The sequence below is a fragment of the Shewanella sp. BF02_Schw genome, assembly GCF_014596695.2.
GTDB lineage: Bacteria > Pseudomonadota > Gammaproteobacteria > Enterobacterales > Shewanellaceae > Shewanella.
The window spans coordinates 111888-131099 of sequence record NZ_JABKAW020000005.1; the positions used below are offsets into that span (position 1 = coordinate 111888).

Here is a 19212-nt window from a genome sequence, read left to right on the forward strand (position 1 = left end):
CCTAGTTATAGGGCTGGATAGAATTGGAAAATTAGAATGGTTGAAACTCGTATGGAACCGGTTTGTCTGTTAACTCTTGCTTTTGGCTTTCTTTTAACTTTGCATCGTTAACTAATGAAGGAAGTTTTTTGTACCCAATCAGGTCAGTATGCGAAATCTCTTTGTACTCAACTCCAACATCAAGCCATTCACCAGTAGATAAACTTGGAGCATATTTAACTATATTATTTAGGACTGTTTCACCACAAACATTTAACGCATGATTCAATGGCTTTATAGCCGCAACGTCAGGATATAGTTGCTGACAATTTTTGGTAAACTTAAACATTTCCCAGCATATTTTTTCCAGCCTCTTGATTGACTCTTCTTTGGTTATGTTCAAAACTTTTTGACCAAATTCGATTAAGTCGACCATTTGAGGCTTAAATGTGCCGTTAATACTCAGAGCCTGCTTTTCATGTTCATAGCCAGGCATTACAGTCGAAACAACCACGTCATAAATTGGAGCAATATTAGCTGTGCTGTTTTCTGTGAGCGGGCCAAATCGTTCATCCTTAATCAGTGACATATTCTTTAAATGCAAATCTGTATTCGCACAAATAACACTTGCTGCCATGAGAGTATAAACGTCAGTTTTAGCTGTGATTTTATTATGGTTTAAATGATTAACACATTGCATTACGATCTCAGATGATTTCCCGTATTTATCCTTTGGACCCATATCCATAATAGATAGCAAATCAATGGCACGCAGCTTAACGCTCTTTTCACTTGAGATATCAAATCTTTCAGATATTAGTCCGTAGGTGGTAATGTCACCCTGCATAATTTCTGCAATTTGATTTTTTGCAACGCTAGTAACTCCAGCATGCTCTACAGCTTTCAAGCCAAACCACTCACCCATAACGAAATTTTGCTGGTCAATACCAGGGACTTTTAAAATATGAGTGAAAGGTTTATTCAGGGCCACACTCAGTACAAACCGGTCATCAACCAAATCCAAATTCATTGGCAATTTCATTTGAACACCTGAAATTTTTGGTAAACCTTCTTGCATTGAAAGCGCTGCTATATTAAATGCGAACTTATCAGATAGATCTGGCACATCTATGACTTTCCCATTAAAAACCTGTGAATCATTTAGATAATGTGTGTGGTAGTCGAAATACCCGATGTGTTTTTTAATATCGACGACTTGGATGTTGGACATGAACCTTGAAGCTTTATTAAAAAAAGCTTCGAAATTGTTATTATCGATTTTGTGGATTTCTGGGAGCATGCCTGATATTGCTTTTGGCAAACCTGTACCGATAGTTCCATTTTCCAAAGGGATAATCCAGTTATCACCACTTGCGGCCCATCGTGTGCCATCAATATTATACAACTTAAATTTTTTATCATTGAAGTGATATACGTCATAAGTTTGCTTTGAGTTTTTTGATGCTTCTTTAAAATTCATCCTTTTGAGGGCAGCGTTTACAGAAGGCTCATTCATTAAGGCCATAATGCCATTCAGTCTATCTTTGATTTGAAGTATCTGCTTGGATGAGCATCTGGTATATATATTTTCTAAATGAGCTTTAAATTTTTGACTGCCTTCCGGTGTAGTAATGTCAACGTCATTTTCACTTAGGTAAGCAATCAGATCTAAATCGTTCAATGATCTTGGGTCTGAATTGTCCCAACGAACAATATCCGAGAATGTTCTATCAAAATTCGTGAATTTTATTGTAAATGACTCAAGACTCTCACGAAGGGCGATTTTATCAACCGACCCACCAGCGACATCAACTAACTCATTTAAATTGTCATCAGACAATGTAGAGGTCTCAACCTCATCTCCAAGTAGCTGGTCAGGAAGCCTCAGTCGCTCAACCTTGATACTTAAATCAACATCATGATGTGGGTAGTCATCTAGGATTTTAGAGCCGATAATGGACTTTCTTCCATTAGTAACACCATCAATGAAAATGGTATTATCTTCTGAAGCAGATTTAAAATAGGCACTTGATGCAACTAGGGTACTATTGGGGTTTATATAGGAGACAATCCAAGGCGCATAGAACTTGACACTAGAATGAAGTGTTTTTATATTTCTTGATAGTTCAACATCTGATTTTGAATTTTTAAGCTCATTATCAAAATAAATGCCTGATTGATAACGAAGAATATCTCCTTTGTCACATTTTCTTTTAGCACTGAACTTATCAATATTGATTCCAACAAAATATACACTAAGCATAATTAACCTATCAAGTACATGTTAAGTACATTATCAATGTATTATAAAAAAATAACAAGCTATGCCTGTTATTTTTTCTTTTTTATAGAATGTAACTAGGTAACTGAATGTCTACTTCTGGATATCTTGCCACTACTATGTTTGGCAAGACACCTGTTTCATCCATTGTTATTCTATCTCTTCTGAACATAGTTGCTCTGTTCGCTATCTGTCCATCTTCTATTACAGTATAAAGAATTACTGAAAGATGTTTTAGCTCTGGGAGTTGCCAGATAGAATCCAACAAATAAGGATGTTCTCCGATTGACGCGATAAATCCATTGATCTTTAATTCGTTTGAACTATTCACATGCCCACGCTCAACTGCATCAGTCCAAGCGCCAGGAATTAATTTTAAATAACTCGTCCACTGATCCTTAAGGTAGTGACTCAAATCCTTTTTCATCTTGGTGACGTTTAGCACTGAACGCTCGCCGATATCTTCCAATGAGCAAAGCGACTCGCTTCTTTCTACACTTAGTTCCAAGCTAACTGCGTGAATTTCTAAACCTTGAGAAACTGCCTTTTTAAACGCATGCGCCATCGATGTCGTTGACGTTGTAAATCCGTGGTAAAGCGTTACTCCCAGGGTGGGGTACTTAATTCCTTTTGGTGCCAAGACATTTTCAAGCACATATGATATTTCAGGGTCTAATTTCTTGGTTAATAACGTGCCAGTTAAAATTAATTCCATAATTCACCACTTTTGAAAGATTGTGAGATAAGTTTTTAGAGGTGAAACAATAAATAATTTGTTTACTACTTATCGAGTATCTGATAAGGTTACTAAAACCTTTGTTTTTTTGTTTATTGCTTCTTGTTGCCTGATTATTATTTTTAGTTATTTAACCAAACTCAGGTATATTTAGACGCAAAATATCATATGTAACAAATAAATTCTATTAAAATGTATTTATCTATCACTAATAAAATAGACAACGAAGTGAGATTCGTCAAATTTCTGTCACCTGTCAAAAAAAACATGAGAATTATGTTATGGAAGATTTCCCTAAATTTATGTTAACTGCATACACTAGTCAGATAACAGCCGATGCAGATCGAGAAGATGATTCTCGACAGTCAATTTTGCCTGATAATCGCCCTCTTACTGGTGAGGACTTAGCTAATTGGCGCAGTTTTAAAAAAATAAGCTCTGCTGACATTTGCTGGCTACTTATTACCCCATCTTCAAAATGGGGTGAAATGACAAATAAAAATAAAACAGCTAATGTTCCACCTGATGTTGAGATTCTTATTCGCCTCTGGGACCGTTACCCAAGCCTAATTCCCCTTCCACCGGTTACTACTGCTACAAAGCTGCGGGAGTCTCTTGATGTTCAAATGCGTGAACTAGGATTGTTGCTCGGTAAGGAAGAGATTTCTGGTCACCGCTGGATCAAGTACGAAACAGGTGACAGGAGTAATGGCCAGAACCAAACACCTTTAACTAGACGCCTTTCTCTTGCAATTTTTCTTATGTGTCAATCTAATCTATCTAATAAATACATTAAAATTGTAAATACTGTTAGCCACTTACGTGGTTTAGGTGACATTCTTAAAGCTGGTACTTGGAAAACACCTGAAGATAAAATCAAACTTCGGATTAAGCGCCTACATAACAAAATGACCAAAGATATCGATGAAGGCAGTTTTGAAGGTCAAGCACTAGCAGACATGAACGAGGTAGTCACAATCACCGCAGAATGGACATCTTTAGCAGCTAAAATAAAAGAGTCCAACAAAGTTATCGATAAACTAAATGCCCAAAGCAAGCTATTACTGAAGCGATCTAGCCCAAAAGAAGTCTATAACGGTGTAATTGAAAAACTCAGCGATATGAACAAAGAGCTTGTCGATATGCATAGCCGTCAAAAGTATATCGAACATAGAATTGCGGTATTGACACCAAAGAAGAAAAAATAAAAGTACACTTATGGTCTATCTCAAAATGAATGAGCTTATGCTTGTTCATTTTTTATTTTTATAAAATTTAATCCCGCCTTTTAAAATCCTTAATTATCTATTCCCCTTCTATTGAACTTGAAAAAACCTTATCATCAAGTATACCTATCAGGTCTCTGAAGAGTTAATTATGTTAACTGAATATTTAGCAAGTAAGTTTGTTAGAGAATTAAACAGTTTCGAACAAGCAAAATACCGAATATCTATCCTAAATCACGCATTGAAGGCTATTGACGTGGGTTGGGATTATAATCAACTTAATATCCGTGACATCTTTGATGTTGATTGCTTTGACACAGGCACAGTAGATCAAATTGAGGCGTTGGTTATGGCATCGCAAAGTAAATCGACACTTATAAATAAATACCGATCGAGTATGTGTGGGGAGAATGTGAAGTACATGAGTGATGAATCTCGTGTAGTAAACGCTTATCAATTTACAAAAGCATCCGCTGCATTTTGGTTAATTAAATCTGCAAAAATATCTCTTGACGATATTTCCATTACAAATGCGACTAAAACCAGCTTTAAAGTTACTTCAAGCTTTGATGATGATGTCTTGTTAATTGAATGTAGCCTTAACAAGAGGTCTCTATCAATAAAGACTATTGCATTTACTCATTTTGGTAGTGGACCAAGCTCAAATAGTTTTAAAAATATATTCGTTACTGATAATTACGGGTCAATGAATATCAAGATGGACTATGACGATAGAAAATCATACACGACAGGTTCGAACAGAGCCCCAGATTTATCAATGGGCCTTTTACCCTCAATTCCAAGTAGCATCGGACTATCTAAAAAGTTTTACTCAACTATAAGTCAACTTCGAAACCCAATGAGCGAAACAGACCTTAAGCTAATCACCGAGATTTCTGAGCTATCCACGCGTAACTACCCGTCATTACTATGCAAAGCTAGTGGCTTTCCTCCAGTTATATTTAATGCTTGTCTTGAGGGGCTGACAAGGGCCATAAATAATGATGAATCTAATCCAATTCAATCGGCTATTGGGGAACGGATAGCGATGTTCATTTCTTCTAACTCAGAACAAATCCCTGTAGAAGAATTAACCTTATTCTGCCTTGCTCACCTCAAACGAAGCCAACTAGAACAAATTATAAGGGAATTCCCCGCTTTTAACCTTTCGAAACTATCTGATGGATTATTTTCTCTGGCTGTTTCTGATTTAATCGATAACTTCATTAAGAATAATGATTGTATTTTACCTGCAGAAAACCAAAAGGCTGCACCCGATATGAGTAACAGCCTTTGAGTTGAGTTTATGCATTTTGTTCTAAAAAAATTGACCACCCTTTAATTTACTTAGGTTTTCATCAACAACCTCTGGCTCCTGCAATTCCAAATTGGATACATCAGCAATTCCCTCTACTCCGGCTAAAATGGTGCTTACTCCGTCGGTAATCTTCATTCTATTCATTTCAATTGCAACTGCTTTTGCTAGCATTTGAATCTGTTCTTCACTGAAATTGATGTTTTGCGGTACCTCGTGGCTTTCTATTACTGGCTTATGGCTCGTAGACATACCTAGCATTGCCATTTTCAAAATAAAATCTGGCATATCTTGGTTCTTTTGTTTACGCAATAGATTCAAATGTTCTATAAAAGCGACTTCATCTTTGCGTGAACTTGAGAGTTGAACCCTTAAACTTGCTTTGCGAGGTATAGTCAAAATTATTGCTCTATGCTAAATATTTTTTGAAAAGATACATACCCTTTGCATTCTCATACAAAGGGTCTTCACTTAGAGTTACGCCTTGCCATTGCATTAGCTCTTCTTGTAAGTCTATTGATGTTCCACCCACTAGAATTTTGGCGTCTATGTCACCTTTAATATCGCGTAACAAGCTGTCTGTGAATGAGTTTATTTTATGGACAAGCTTGTTTTGAAAACTTTTTATAGCTTGTGTTAGATCAAGCGTTTGACCATTGATGACTATTCTCTTTGTGGCAAGAGACTGATGGATTTTTCGTTCCGATATGCTGTTTACATCCGTTTGTTCATATATATAACGACGTAGGTCTTCTGTTATTCGGTGAGACCCCTGGCTTATCGTGCCGCTATAGTCCTTTTGGATCATTTTATCAGCAACTGTGACCACTTCTGTCGTCCCGCCTCCAATGTCGATAAAAACGGTTGTTTGCTGGCCTTTTAATTCATCAAACACAGGCTTAACTTTGCCGTTTGAATATTCTTCTTTAACAATATAACTAAACCAAGCTGCCATACCTTCCGGCACAGTCATACAAGATTCAATCTTGAATTGACGGAGGTCACTTGAAACATTTGTGACAGGAATCAGAATGTTATTTTCCATGCCTGATATCAGATCCTCATTACGACCCGACTTATGCTTTTTGCTATAATATTGAGCATATGGCAAACCTAGCACCAAATCTAAATTTCGGAACTCAGATGATTGAGTGAAATCTGCTTGGTGCAAGCATGAATTAACAAGAACTCGATTGATTGGGCTTAATGGGTAATCGGCAAATGTGGTAACTTCTGATTGTAACGATCCAGTTGTATATAGCTCATTTTCTGTACTGAATATCATTTCAGCACTATCTTGCCCACTCGACCCAAACTCGGTTTGAGATGAACCACCAATACGGCATCTAGATGTAATTGAATGTTTATGTTCTAATCCTGCATAAACCTTAATTCCAAAATGTCCATTATCACAACCTACAATTCTTTTCCTACTCATATCAACCCACTTATTAAGTACCTGTTTGGTATATTGTAGCTTAGTTATTTTTTTTCATCAATAACTCTTATCCATAAAAAAATCCGCATTGCTTTAACAATGCGGATTCTTAACTGTTATTGAATTATTTAACGATTACATTCAGCCACTGTTTTAGCTTTACAATCTGCAATCCATCGCTCCATTGAGCCAATCCTGCCACCATGACCGTCAAACCCTGCATCTAAAGCATTTAAAGATACACCGGCAGTGTTACGGATATCACTTCCCTGGATGATACCAGAGGCCGTTACAGAGCTTGCTGTGGTAGTTCCTAAATTCGCATTGGTTGCTGTTAATGTCCCTGTTACATTGGCCGTACCCGCAGTTAATGTCCTCCCAACTGACATATCACCGTTTACGATACCATTCCCGCTAGACTCTAACGAACCAAAAGATCCTTTCCCTGTTACATTAAGCGTCTGAAGGGTAGCACTCTTAGCATTCAAATTGCCCGTCAACGACAAACTTGAACCTGCAGCGGTTCCGATATTCGAGATACTTGCCACAAGGTTGTTAATATTTGCGGCATTCAGCGTCGCAAGTGATGAAACAACTAAGTCTCGTGTTGTTAATTGATTTGATGCTGATGCGTTTGTCGTTGTTAATGTATTAATTTGCCCCAACTGAGACTCTATTTGCTGAGTAACCAACTTACCGTTTATTGTGGCACTGCCAGCAGTTAGAGCATTTGCTGTTAACCCACCAGCAACACTCATCGAATCAGATACCGTCAATGTTTTTGTGGTCAGGGCATTAGCTACACTAGCAGTCGATGCATTAAGCGTCGTTGCGGTTAAGTTTTTAGCCGTGGCTGAATTAGTTACATTTAGATTAGTTGTTGTTGTAGTGCCTAGCACATCAGCGTTAGAGTTTACTCTAATGGTATTGGTCGTAGTTGTTCCCGCTATAGTCGCCGAATTGGACACGTTAACGTTCTTACTTGTTAATGTTTTTACTACCGTCATGTTCCCATTAACTGTCGCATCAGAGTTTACTTGTAACGTACCAGTGGTCAATTTGCCTGAGTTCGCCAGTGTCGTTGCTCTCAAATCTTTAATAGTAGCCACATCTGAAACTAGAACCTTTATCGTACCGGTATCGGCAGTTAAAGATTTGATTGTTGCTGAACCAAGAACGCTAAGAGTATTAGCTGTCGCTTTATCCAATTCTGAATTCAGAGCTTTTAACACGTTAACATCAAAATTTGTAGCCGTTACAACATCTGAGACTAATGTTTTTATATTTGCATTCGTACCATACAAATCATTAATCTGGCCATAACTAGCTATTAACTTTTGCGAATCAACCAAGTCACTATAAACATTTGTGATATTAGCTAGTGCAGAGACCAAATTAGTCACTTCTGCCTTACTAATTGTGGCATTTGATACAGTTACCCCTTGAGCCTCAAGAGAGCTAACAACCGCAGCCCCTGATATTTGCAAGCTTCCAGACTTCACTAGCCCACTGAAAATGGCTTTGTTAGCCACTAATCCAGCTAATGTTGTTAAACCGCTGACATTAAGTGTTTGAGCTGCTGCATTTTGAAAATTTGCAGTATTCGCGATTAGCGTTTCAATATCGGCTTCTTGGATTGTAGCTTTTTGGGAATCTAAATTTGTAAATTTGGCCTTTAGAGCGTCTAGATTTGTAAATTCACCAATTTTCGATGTTACCTTGTTAGAAACAGTCATGTCTTTTGAAGACAGAGCTCCAACGACATCTAGGTTTTTTGAAAAACGAGCATTATTGGCATTAAAAGCTAGCTGCCCTGCAGACGATTCATTTATGGAGGTTGTCCCAAAATCTACACCACCAGAGCCTATGTTTAATTTATTTGTGTAGATTGCATCAGCGTTATTTAGGTTGTTGCCATTTAAATCTATATCAACCTGATACTTAAGACGATTAGTTGTGTCGATATCAACATAATCACTCAGCAAGCTGTTTCTCAACGCGCCTTCAGCTGGAGTACCAAGCTTTTTAGTAACTGTATTCCCAGTTGCTACACCACCACCAACAAGATTAGCAATCTGCTTTGCTTGAACATTTGTTTCAGCCTGCATTACAATTAAGCTTGTACCGTCAGATTGCGGAATAAATTGAATATTGCTCCCGTATGGCCCAACTACTTTACCTAAGTATTTTCCTTGTGCAGCCATAACATTCAGACTTGAGGACCAAGTACCTGCGTTTACATAATCATTTAACGCTGCAGCCTCAATATCTTTGAACATTTGCTTTGTCTTGTCGATTCTCTCTTGAGCAATATCGTCAGATGATGGTGCGTCAGACACATGCATTGACGAAGGGCTCAGAACATTCGCACTTGCCTGTAAACTAAAGGTAAGCATAATTATAATTGCTGGTATCAATTTCTTTCTATTAATCATTTCATTCACCATTTATTTCACCATTTCATTAGGAATTTCTTTAAGTATTGCATTAGGTATTTTCTGAAAGAGCCCTTACTGAGATGGTAATTGTTGAAATCACATTAGTAGTGCCTTTCTTTCTAAATGATATGTCTACATTTCCACCAGATCTTGATGTTGATCCGTATCGACTGCCTGCTTTAGCTACACTTGTCATTGTGATTGAATTTGAAGTCCAAACATTAAATGCACCACTTGTAGTGAATGATGCAGACCCGCCTTTGTTGCCACCTGATTCCGTTACTGAATATGGTGAACTAACCGAGTATTCATAGTCAGTAGCGTTTACTCCTGTAACCCAATTGCCACCTGCAGTGCGACCAGCGAAAGCCGAATATGTACCATTTCCATTAATAGTAAAACTGGCCTCCACTCGTTCACCACTAGACGACCCACCAACACTATTCACGTTTTGCGAACTCATGAAGTTAGGGGCTGCGTTCTCCCAACTCACATTAAAAGACCTAGTTGTTTTCTTGCTTGTATCTGCAATGTTTGTAGCAATTAGTGACACGGAGCTTGCTATCTTTGCACCAGAGGCTAAAGCAGTTGTATTTTTAAAAGAACAGCTTGGCGAAGCAGACCCGTTTGAGTTTACTGAGCCGTTTGAGCAAATGTTTTTTGTTAAACTACTACCTAATGACCAAGAATAAGTACAACCTCCAGTGCATGAGTTAACTGTGGCATTCGCTGTAGCTGTAAAATTGCTTTTTGCTGCAGCAGAATCGACACAACCACTACAACTCAACGAAACCGATGGAGCAGCAACTGACGCATTACCGTTTTGAAGACTTAGTGATGGCCCTGCTATTTGATGGTATTTACTTGAATTTTCAGCACGAATGGCCGGAATATTGGTATATAAAACTTGACCCAGAGCAAGTGGGTTAGTGTTTGTCACTCGACAAGTTGCTGTTGTCAGAACTCCACTTGCTATAGCAGGATAACAGCTTACAGGCGTAAGCCCTGCACCAAGCGTTGTGGTCACAATACAGGATGGTAAACAGTTTTCAATCGTGTGTGTCAAAAGCACATCTAAATAGCCACCAGATCCTGCGCCTGGTAAATCACAGCTACCATTATTGTTATAAAATTTACATGATGTTGCTATGATCGTCGGCGTATATTCTGCCTTCTGATTCTCCCACTGTACTGCTGTAGGTTTATTAGAATTCAAAGAAGAAAGCTGACTGTTAATCACATTTAACTGTAATGTACTATTAAGTTTTGTACCAGATGCTATCGATGGGTTAGAGCCAATTTTACAGACAACTGATTTGCTTGCACCGGCAGTAACCGTCCCTGTTGGACATGTAACAGCACTTACACCATTACCAAAAACCCATTGATAAGAGCAACCCGCAGAACAATTGCTAATGTTAGCTGAATAAGTGGCATTAAACGTCCCTAGGTCAATTTGCACATCGGTACAGTTAGGGCATGAAACACTACTAATTAGCGGGGTCTCACCAGTAAAAGTCCAGTTGATTGGGTAGTTATTACCTGTATTGATCGACCCTTTTATTGAATGTTTTACTTCAAGTTTAACATTCGTAATTAGTGTCTTATTTATTGCTACGCTTGGCGAGCTAGTTACTATGCAATTGACTGTTTTTGACTGGCCCGCTGGAACGCTGCCATTTGCACATGTTGATTTTGAAAGGCCAGCACCTACCGTCCATGCATAAGTACAACCAGATGGACAATCAAGAATTGTGGCAGCTGCTGTCGCACTAAATACACCTGTCGAATAGCTATTTTGAGTACAACCAACGCAGTTTGGACTAGTAATTCGTGGGATGGTGCCTGAGCATGCATAAACCCAATTACTAATACAGTCCGATTTAAACTGTTCAATTGATATTATCCGCCCTTCATGATTTACGTAGATGTTATTCACACTGGCAAGGCTGTTGCCGGATGAAGTCCTCACTGTAGAGCCAGTAACCAGCCCTGCAACGGTAACACTAGCTGCGTTTAATGACGCGATATTTGATTTCGATGCATTGATGGTATTAGCATTTAAATTTAATGAAGTCACTTTACCTGTAATAGATAAATCATTATTGAAAATTGCAGACCCAGCCTCAAAAGAACCTAGCAACCCTTTAGCTGTCACCAGTAGAGTTTCAAATTTGCCATCTTTGGCTGTTATACCATTTATTAAACTTAAGCTGGAAGCCGATGCAGCGCCTAGTTGCGAGTTTTGCGCATTCAGGTTTTGCACAACCGCTTTAGTTAGGCTTGAGTTGTACTGTGAGATTATAGATTTTGATGTCAACGAATCTGACACCCAATTAGTAGTGTTTAAAGTATCAGTGAGGAGGCTACCTGACTGAACCTCTGTAGTTTTTGTTATCCCTTGTACGCTAGCAGATTTCGCTGTTAACGCACCCAAGCTAACGCCCCCTGTTACGTTGCCATCGCTACTCACACTCACTGTTTTAGCGGCTGTATTGCTGCTTACATTCATATTTGTCGAAGCCGCTAAATTAGTAACCGTCATAATTTTACTAATATTGGCGTTTTGGCTGACAACTAGACCACTTGTTGTGAGAAGTCCCGTAATAATAGCGTCATTATTGACTAGCAACCGCATGGTCGTAAGCAGATTTGACACATTAAAGGCAGATGTTACGCTTAAGTCTTTAGTATTAACATTGCCGCCTACTATGACGTTAGCGTTAAATATTGCATCATTACTGACATCTAATGAGCCTGTATTTGTTGCATTAGCAACCGTTGTATTTGTTGCGTTTACGGTTTCACTTGTAAGGGAATCTGATATTAAATTTTTTAAATTGCCAGTGTCTGAGTTGATCTGTTTAACATTCAGCTCGTTAACAGTTAAAGTTGCTTTAACTACTGCGGCACCTAGCTCAACTATTTTACCTTTGAAAGAATTTGAATTTAGCGTTAATGAACTACCACCTTCAATAACAGCATTATCAAAGTTTGCCGTTATTGATTGAATATCTTGTAGCAATCCCTGTTTGGCGATTATTCTATTTGTTTGAAGTAGATTACTCTTTAAGTTAACTATCGTAGCTATATTAGTTACCAAAGCTTGGACATTTGCCACATCTACAAACGCGTTACCCGCTAACAAACCATTAGCTTGTAAAGTATTCATTATCGCTTTACCAGATACGTTTATGTCAGATCCGGTAATTGAAGTGAGAGTGCCATTTGATGCAATAATATCGGCTAGCGTGGTAGAACCGGTTACCTTCAATTCACTAATTGCAACGGATTTCATTGTCGCGACTATGGCATCAAGCGTTTCAATTTGCCCCTGGTCTATATTTGCTGCTGTGACAATAAGCTCCGATGCAACTGAGTTGGCAGCAATCAAATCTGTTAACTTCATGTCATTTGATTTTAGTTTGTTTATCACTGCCACAACATCAGCCGTAACACTTTCATCAACCTGCCCGTTTTGTGAAAGTCTCGCTAAATCTGTAGTTACAGTTAATTCACCAGTGGCTGATTCACAAACTTTACTTGAGCCTAGTTCTAAACAAGAGAGTTCCATTGTATTTGCGGTGATTGATTGTGCATTGACTATTTGTTTGCCATTAAGTGAAACATCATCAAGCACTGAGAAATTTGAGGTGTTACTACCGTTAATTTGCTCTTTATAGACTGAGCGTAGATTTGAACCTGCAGGCGGGGTTACAAGCATACTTACGCTTGTGCCACTTTGAGTGAACACTTCACCCTTCACTCCCGCTAACCTTTTGGCTTGGTCCTGCGTAGCGGCTTTAATGTTGATATTTATTGAACCATTAGAGTTAACGGTTATAGATGGTGTTACATATTTGCCGTTTAACTTTGGTTGTGCTGGCATTTGCCCATTCAGAGCTGCCATGCTAGTTGGCCATAAACCTGTTGACTGATATATGGCGATGGCAGCTTCCTTATACTGCTTCATGCTTGAAGCCGCCATCTCAGCATCTATGTTTGCGATTTCTTGTGGGTCTTGCGCATTTGCGGAACCAGAAATCAATATCATTAAGCACAAGCCGACTTTCAATTTACCTGCTATTTTCATAACTCACCAGAAATTCACTTTTCATATACTAGTAAGGTAAGTTATTGGGGCTTAAATTTCAAGCAATCCATAAAATGAATTAGTTTAAAGCTGGTAAATTGAAAGTAATTGTTGATTTTAGCAATTTGGTGCTGCGAACCACGTATAACTGGCACCTCGCTCACCAATTGAATAGGGGAAAAATGAAAGGCGGTAAGTTAATTTATCAGTTAGGATTTCACCTTCACCAGAAAATTCATTCCAAACTGACTTAGCAATAGCTGGTGTAGCAAATTTAATTGTCACCGATAAAACTTGGATATTATCTATGCTTTTAGTAGCGCCTAGATAGATTGGTCCAGCATTAGGTATGGTTTCATTAAATGAGGCTGACAAATAACCCATAGACTTTAATGTAGCAATAGAAGGCGCATTGAGGAACGAACTGCATTGCCCTGCATAGTAATCACTATACGAGATCTTTAGTTCTTCAATAGCTTCTTTGCTCATATATATTTGATCATCTGAAAACTCGTCCATTGTTTGGCGAGCTTGCATAGCCAAAATAACACCAATTAGGCTAACAAGGATCACCAAATGGACCATTGTGAAGCCTTTGCTAGCTTTTAGATGTTTGATAGGATACATATTAAGTGCCAAATATTAATTCAAATAATTTAGAACCCGGTGTGTATTGAACTGAACGAGCTGTCTTTTTGTAGTATTTAGCTACACTTGTTCCGACATTTGTCGGGACTGCTGTTGCTTTAACTGAAAATCGATTTGGACTTGTTGTTGCCACTGATATTGTATAATTACCAGCCCATGGGTTTGCCCCAGTTCCATCTCCAGCTGTACCGCAGACATCTGAATTTAAATATTCATCAGCACACAGAAGTGCCATTGAAATTCCAGTGAAGACCCCGCCGCTTGCGTATTTAACTGCCTGCTTTGAAATCTTATCGACATCAGATTGTAGTCGATTTGATTCTGCAAGTGAGGTGTCATTGTATGCTGTTGCAGCGACAGCCATTAAAATACCCAAAATTGATAACGTAACTACGAGTTCAATTAGTGTAAAACCTTTTTGAACTATACCAAACTTACTTTTAAACATTTTCCAAATCCTTTATAGGTATATAATAAGTGCATTTATTCGAATTTGATTGTAATGAATTATTTTGCCACTGACAAGGTTATTAAAGCCATTGCAGCAGAAAGAAGTATATAAACTAGTAAAATACCGATTGCTACAGCGATAAATAGACCTGACCTTTTCAATGACTTCATCGCAAGTCCAATCGATCGCTCAGCAGTGACTCTTAAACCTTTAACCTTGCCTTCATTAGTGCTTACGCTGGTAAGGTATTGCATTTTCACAAGCACATCGTCTGCAATAATTCCAGTATCAATAGCTCTACCTATTTCGGTTTCACCAAGATCTAATCTTTTTTGCGCTTCTTTAGCATGCCAAGCTAGGTATGGAGTTCCATTTGCTTCAATAATCTTTAAAGCTTCAATTGGTTTAATATTTGAAAGCATCAAAACCGACAGCATCTTTAGATATTGATTAGCGATGAATGTTCTGTAGGAATTCAGAATGGGGAAGGTATCTAACTCCATTCTAAGTGGTGAAGTGTTGTTCTCTAAAGCCTTCATGATTGCTGTGCCAAGGACAATTAACCCAATAAGAATAAATATCCAATAGCTTGTAAACATATTCATCATATTACTGAAATTTTGAGCCGATTCAGGCCATTCATCAAATGGTTTACCTCTAGAAATTGGCGGGAAAACATTTTCTACGATATTTACGGCACTGGCCAACATTAGAATTAAATACATTGAAACTGGGATCACAGGCTTAAAAAAGATTGATTTAAGCTCTTTAATTTGAATATCGTCTTCTGCTAGTAATTTTAGGGCTTTGTCCATTGTGCCAGTTTCTTCAGCAGATTTAAAAATGGTGACCAAGTACCGAGAAAAATACTTAGTCATGCCTACGTACATAGGCTGGCCCGCACTCATTGCCTTCACTATTGAAGCAGTGGCTTTACTTGGTATTGAATCGCTTTTGCCCGACAAAGCATAAATTTCGCTTATTCCGGTTAGTGCATCGATAGGTTTAACGCCATCAGCCATCCAGGTACTAAGTTCTAACAAATATTCGATTTGCTTTGGTTGGCTGAAATTAACAGCAAGATCTATTTTCTCAAAGAAAGACTTGATTACAACTAGCAACCTATCTTTATTATTTTGAAACCTATTTACACCCATACTACGCCTCTTCCATATCAAATATTCCATTGACAAAGTTTTCAGCATGCAGTGGATCAACTAAGCCGTTAAGTGCGATAGTTCTTGTTCTATCCCCCATACTCTGCCAGTCACGGCTTTCTTTTAAATGTCGCATCCAAGCATAAATGTTTTTCTTTTCTATCCATTCAAAATCAGACTCTTCAATTTTGATGTATTCAATTACTGATTGGCGTCCGTAAACACCTAAACCGGAGCAAGCAGAACATCCAATTGGATTGATTAAACGAATTAAGCTTAAATCAGAAGTGATGCTTAACAACCGCTTTCTTTGTTTTGTGTCTATCATCGCATCATCGACAGTCAACTTACATTTTTCACATAGCAGAGGTACCAATCTGACAGCAATTACTGATGACAGAGTTGACTTCATCTCAGATAAATCAACACCCATATCATTTAACCGCTCTGGAGTTAACGCTGCACAATTTACATGTAACGTACTTAACGTATAGTGGCCAGTTCGCGCAAAACCCAGAAGTTGTCTAGCCGCTTCTGCATCGCGCATTTCACCAAGAGTTAAGGTGTCAGGGTCTTGACGTAGCATAGCCTTCAACAATTTTTCAAACGTTGCATTTTTAGAACCTTCAATGACCGTTGACTGGTCAACCCCTGGTATTCTTATCTCTACTGGGTCTTCAATAGTTCGTCGCTCTTTGGATGGGTCAATAGCGGAAGTCAGCGCTGCTAAAAGATTTGTTTTACCCGAACCTGTTGGCCCTGTGACAATGGTGGAACCATAGGACTGTGCTACTTCGGCTCTTAGAAATTCCAAAGTTTTTTCGTCATAATTAAAATCGTCTAGGGATTTTGATTTTGCATTTGAATCATTGATACGGATAACCGTCTTGTTTCCATTTATAGTTGGAATTTTAGATAGTCTTAATTCTTTCTTTACAACCAAACCATCAATTTTAATTGGGTAGTCGTTAACTGTACCGTTTTCGATGTTGTTATCGTCACTCATCTCTTTAATATTGCTAATATCCCTGTTAATCAAGCGACTAACAGACAGGCTGAGCAAGTCTTGAGAATATGACTCTGGCTTTGTAAGCACTCCATCGACGCGATAATATACACAGGAGTCATGACCAGCCTTACGGATATGAATATCACTGGCCCTAATCTTAATTGCCTTTGTTAAAATACGCTCCAATGTAACTTTTGCATCATTACTAGTTTCGTCGTCTATTTCGATTGATATTGTCGATTGCACTGACCGACCAATCAATACTAAGAGATCAGCACGATCAGCTTCCTTAATCGTGATGCTATCAAACCCCTCACGTTCAGCTAATTTAGTAAATCTATTGATAAGTATTTTTTCATTTTCTGCACCACTTTCAATTAATATTAAACCATCATTACAGACAGCGATTGCTATTCCTGATGCTGATTGTTGCTCACATGCTTCTGCATATTTGGTAATAACGGAAAGCTCATCTAGTGCTAATGCTTTTTCATATTCACCTGACATGACAACACCTTATAATTTCAAAACTACATTGAAGGAAGGAATGTTAGGTGTTGCTAACTCAACGCGATCCGCTGTCACATTTAAAACTCTAACCATTGTTAGTAGCTCCCGGCCTTTATGAGCAGCATAAAACTCACCGCGATACTCAATAATGCCTTCAATCCCATCTACAGTTTTTTTAACATTTTTTAATGAGAAATCTGAAGGTTGATAATTGTACTCAAACAATGCTTTATTCACTGTTGAAGCGGTTATGTCGTCAACAGGTGATGATGATGCCAATGACACACCATTTGTAATTGCATTAATTTCTTTTTGGGACGTTAATTCATTCAACTTTGCAGTTGATTCCCTTGCTAACAACTCTTGCAAATTCGCCCGTTTTTCTAGCATTTGCTCAGAAAGGGTATATTTGTAGTAAAGCATTGCTTCGGGTTTGTTTTGGACATTTTCAATAATTTTTGCCAATTCAACAATGAAATTGAATTTAGGCACTGTCACTTTTTCAGGTAGGTCAAAATCATGTGTTGTTGTATGTTGCCCCTCTGTTTCCCATTTTATTTCACCATCAGCAACCTCGGCCTGACTGTCTTCATATGACCGACTTATTGGCTCCCCGAAACTAACAGTTTCCATGGTCGATTCGTCTTGTGGCATTAAATAAATACCACAAGCAACAAAAACAACTATAAGTAAAGTAACTTTAATTTTTTTCTTAATATCCCAGCTTCTAATGTCTAAATTCATTTTATTCTCCAAGGATTGCCAAATTAAATTGGGCTCGGTACTTACCTTTACCCAGATTTTCGATACGACCAGATTGAAGAACAACAGGCCATCCACTAAAAATTATTGAAAGAAAATCTAGATGTTGTATGTAATTTCCACCTAAAACTAACTGAATGTCTTTCTGCTTATATTTGTTACTAACCTGTGTTACTTGAGTGGAAGCGACTTGCAAACTTCCATTTTCAACCAATGTGCCAACTGAATCAGAAAGATATGCGATAGCCTGATCTATATTTACTAACGAGGCGCTTTCATACCTTTGGTTGAATACTGGCCTGTTTTGTTCATTAGTAAAAATCACGGGATTTTGTTGTTGTAAATCTATTGAATAACCATCTCGACCCATAGCGTCGATAAGCATGATTTTTAGAGGTTTATCCCCTTCTTCTTTAGGAATAACTTCAGCTGCTATGATCATGCTGCCAGCAGATCGGGTGAAATTAATCTGGGTGTAATGCCATTGAGGTAGTTTATCCAGAATGGTAATCAATTTATGAGCGGCTAATAATGTATGCCTAACGTCAGCCTCACCACCATTCAAAGTTTTGATAAACTCTTTATCTGGGTTAACTATATCTTGTTGAACTACCACTTCTTCTTCTTCAAAAATCTGTGGAAAAAAATAAACACCGATGGCAACTAAAAATACCGCCACCACTACTATTTCTTTTGTTTTTCCGAAAGATTGCTTTTCTGCAATAGAAGCTAGTGTATATTCGAATTTTTCAGGCACTTCTTCATCATCGGTATCAAGAATGATGTCAAAGCCATCAGTATTTACTTCTAGACTTTTCTCACACCTGATAACAATCTTTAACAGAGTACGGTCAATGGGCAATCTTGCTTTAAGGGTATTTTCCAATGACTCACTTTCAGTCAGATAGGTTTGTGCCTCATCAATAAAAGAGCCTGTAACACGGTTAAATTCAAATGAATTCTGTCCAGTTTGTATGATTAAGTAACCATTTTTGATTTTATGTTTCTTAATCAAATACTCTTGAGTAGCTAAAAATCGCTCATCAGCAAAGCAGATCCCTAAAGGGGATCGGTAAACGAACTCCCCCCACTGTTTACTTAAAAATTTAATTTGTTTTGGGTCATAATCGCGTGAAGAAAAGCGTACAACCTGCTTTGCCATACCCATT

14 protein-coding genes are annotated in these 19212 nt (G+C 38.1%); 2 read left to right on the plus strand and 12 right to left on the minus strand.

The window, feature by feature from the left end:
- Nucleotides 1–31 precede the first annotated feature (31 nt).
- Entirely contained in the window at nt 32–2242 is a 2211-nt protein-coding gene (locus HNW13_RS18005; protein ID WP_192114575.1) for a HipA domain-containing protein, read from the minus strand.
- A gap of 82 nt (nt 2243–2324) precedes the next feature.
- Complete coding sequence (locus HNW13_RS18010; protein WP_192114574.1) at nt 2325–2975, minus strand: hypothetical protein; 651 nt, start codon at nt 2973–2975, stop codon at nt 2325–2327.
- 302 nt (nt 2976–3277) lie between these two features.
- Between HNW13_RS18010 and HNW13_RS18015 the strand changes: the two genes are divergently transcribed.
- Both HNW13_RS18015 and HNW13_RS18020 read left to right on the plus strand, forming a co-directional pair.
- Entirely contained in the window at nt 3278–4204 is a 927-nt protein-coding gene (locus HNW13_RS18015; protein ID WP_192114573.1) for a hypothetical protein, read from the plus strand.
- 169 nt (nt 4205–4373) lie between these two features.
- The gene (locus HNW13_RS18020) at nt 4374–5519 is read left to right on the plus strand and encodes a hypothetical protein (protein ID WP_192114572.1); all 1146 of its coding nucleotides are present in this window, start codon (nt 4374–4376) and stop codon (nt 5517–5519) included.
- Between the two features lie 21 nt (nt 5520–5540).
- On the opposite strand, the gene HNW13_RS18025 is transcribed toward HNW13_RS18020, so the two are convergent.
- The 10 genes from HNW13_RS18025 to HNW13_RS18070 form a co-directional block, all read right to left on the minus strand.
- Nucleotides 5541–5936 carry a hypothetical protein gene (locus tag HNW13_RS18025; protein ID WP_192114571.1) on the minus strand — a complete coding sequence of 132 codons (396 nt, stop codon included), beginning with the start codon at nt 5934–5936 and terminating at the stop codon, nt 5541–5543.
- Between the two features lie 10 nt (nt 5937–5946).
- On the minus strand, nt 5947–6975 hold the full coding sequence (locus HNW13_RS18030) for a ParM/StbA family protein (RefSeq protein ID WP_192114570.1): 1029 nt from the start codon (nt 6973–6975) through the stop codon (nt 5947–5949).
- Between the two features lie 128 nt (nt 6976–7103).
- Nucleotides 7104–9422 (minus strand): hypothetical protein, encoded by a 2319-nt coding sequence (locus tag HNW13_RS18035; protein ID WP_192114569.1) that lies wholly within the window; start codon nt 9420–9422, stop codon nt 7104–7106.
- A 40-nt stretch (nt 9423–9462) separates the two neighbouring features.
- Nucleotides 9463–13506 (minus strand): hypothetical protein, encoded by a 4044-nt coding sequence (locus tag HNW13_RS18040; protein WP_192114568.1) that lies wholly within the window; start codon nt 13504–13506, stop codon nt 9463–9465.
- A gap of 117 nt (nt 13507–13623) precedes the next feature.
- Nucleotides 13624–14049, minus strand: coding sequence for a hypothetical protein (locus HNW13_RS18045; RefSeq protein ID WP_192114567.1), 426 nt, complete (start codon nt 14047–14049; stop codon nt 13624–13626).
- Between the two features lie 85 nt (nt 14050–14134).
- Nucleotides 14135–14602 carry a type II secretion system protein gene (locus HNW13_RS18050; protein ID WP_192114566.1) on the minus strand — a complete coding sequence of 156 codons (468 nt, stop codon included), beginning with the start codon at nt 14600–14602 and terminating at the stop codon, nt 14135–14137.
- Between the two features lie 59 nt (nt 14603–14661).
- On the minus strand, nt 14662–15762 hold the full coding sequence (locus HNW13_RS18055) for a hypothetical protein (RefSeq protein WP_192114565.1): 1101 nt from the start codon (nt 15760–15762) through the stop codon (nt 14662–14664).
- Nucleotide 15763: 1 nt separating this feature from the next.
- Nucleotides 15764–17278 (minus strand): ATPase, T2SS/T4P/T4SS family, encoded by a 1515-nt coding sequence (locus tag HNW13_RS18060; protein WP_192114564.1) that lies wholly within the window; start codon nt 17276–17278, stop codon nt 15764–15766.
- A 9-nt stretch (nt 17279–17287) separates the two neighbouring features.
- Nucleotides 17288–18025: a hypothetical protein gene (locus tag HNW13_RS18065; RefSeq protein WP_192114563.1), complete on the minus strand. Its 738-nt coding sequence runs from the start codon at nt 18023–18025 to the stop codon at nt 17288–17290.
- A 1-nt stretch (nt 18026) separates the two neighbouring features.
- Nucleotides 18027–19211, minus strand: coding sequence for a hypothetical protein (locus HNW13_RS18070; RefSeq protein WP_192114562.1), 1185 nt, complete (start codon nt 19209–19211; stop codon nt 18027–18029).
- Nucleotide 19212: the final 1 nt, after the last annotated feature.

What these genes read in the sequence shown, in the direction of transcription:
- HNW13_RS18040 (WP_192114568.1), bottom strand. Translation starts at nt 13,506, where the DNA reads ATGAAAATAGCAGGTAAATTGAAAGTCGGCTTGTGCTTAATGATATTG.
- HNW13_RS18030 (WP_192114570.1), bottom strand. Translation starts at nt 6,975, where the DNA reads ATGAGTAGGAAAAGAATTGTAGGTTGTGATAATGGACATTTTGGAATT.
- HNW13_RS18035 (WP_192114569.1), bottom strand. Translation starts at nt 9,422, where the DNA reads ATGGTGAATGAAATGATTAATAGAAAGAAATTGATACCAGCAATTATA.
- HNW13_RS18070 (WP_192114562.1), bottom strand. Translation starts at nt 19,211, where the DNA reads ATGGGTATGGCAAAGCAGGTTGTACGCTTTTCTTCACGCGATTATGAC.
- HNW13_RS18065 (WP_192114563.1), bottom strand. Translation starts at nt 18,025, where the DNA reads ATGAATTTAGACATTAGAAGCTGGGATATTAAGAAAAAAATTAAAGTT.
- HNW13_RS18050 (WP_192114566.1), bottom strand. Translation starts at nt 14,602, where the DNA reads ATGTTTAAAAGTAAGTTTGGTATAGTTCAAAAAGGTTTTACACTAATT.
- HNW13_RS18010 (WP_192114574.1), bottom strand. Translation starts at nt 2,975, where the DNA reads ATGGAATTAATTTTAACTGGCACGTTATTAACCAAGAAATTAGACCCT.
- HNW13_RS18005 (WP_192114575.1), bottom strand. Translation starts at nt 2,242, where the DNA reads ATGCTTAGTGTATATTTTGTTGGAATCAATATTGATAAGTTCAGTGCT.
- HNW13_RS18020 (WP_192114572.1), top strand. Translation starts at nt 4,374, where the DNA reads ATGTTAACTGAATATTTAGCAAGTAAGTTTGTTAGAGAATTAAACAGT.
- HNW13_RS18055 (WP_192114565.1), bottom strand. Translation starts at nt 15,762, where the DNA reads ATGGGTGTAAATAGGTTTCAAAATAATAAAGATAGGTTGCTAGTTGTA.
- HNW13_RS18015 (WP_192114573.1), top strand. Translation starts at nt 3,278, where the DNA reads ATGGAAGATTTCCCTAAATTTATGTTAACTGCATACACTAGTCAGATA.
- HNW13_RS18060 (WP_192114564.1), bottom strand. Translation starts at nt 17,278, where the DNA reads ATGTCAGGTGAATATGAAAAAGCATTAGCACTAGATGAGCTTTCCGTT.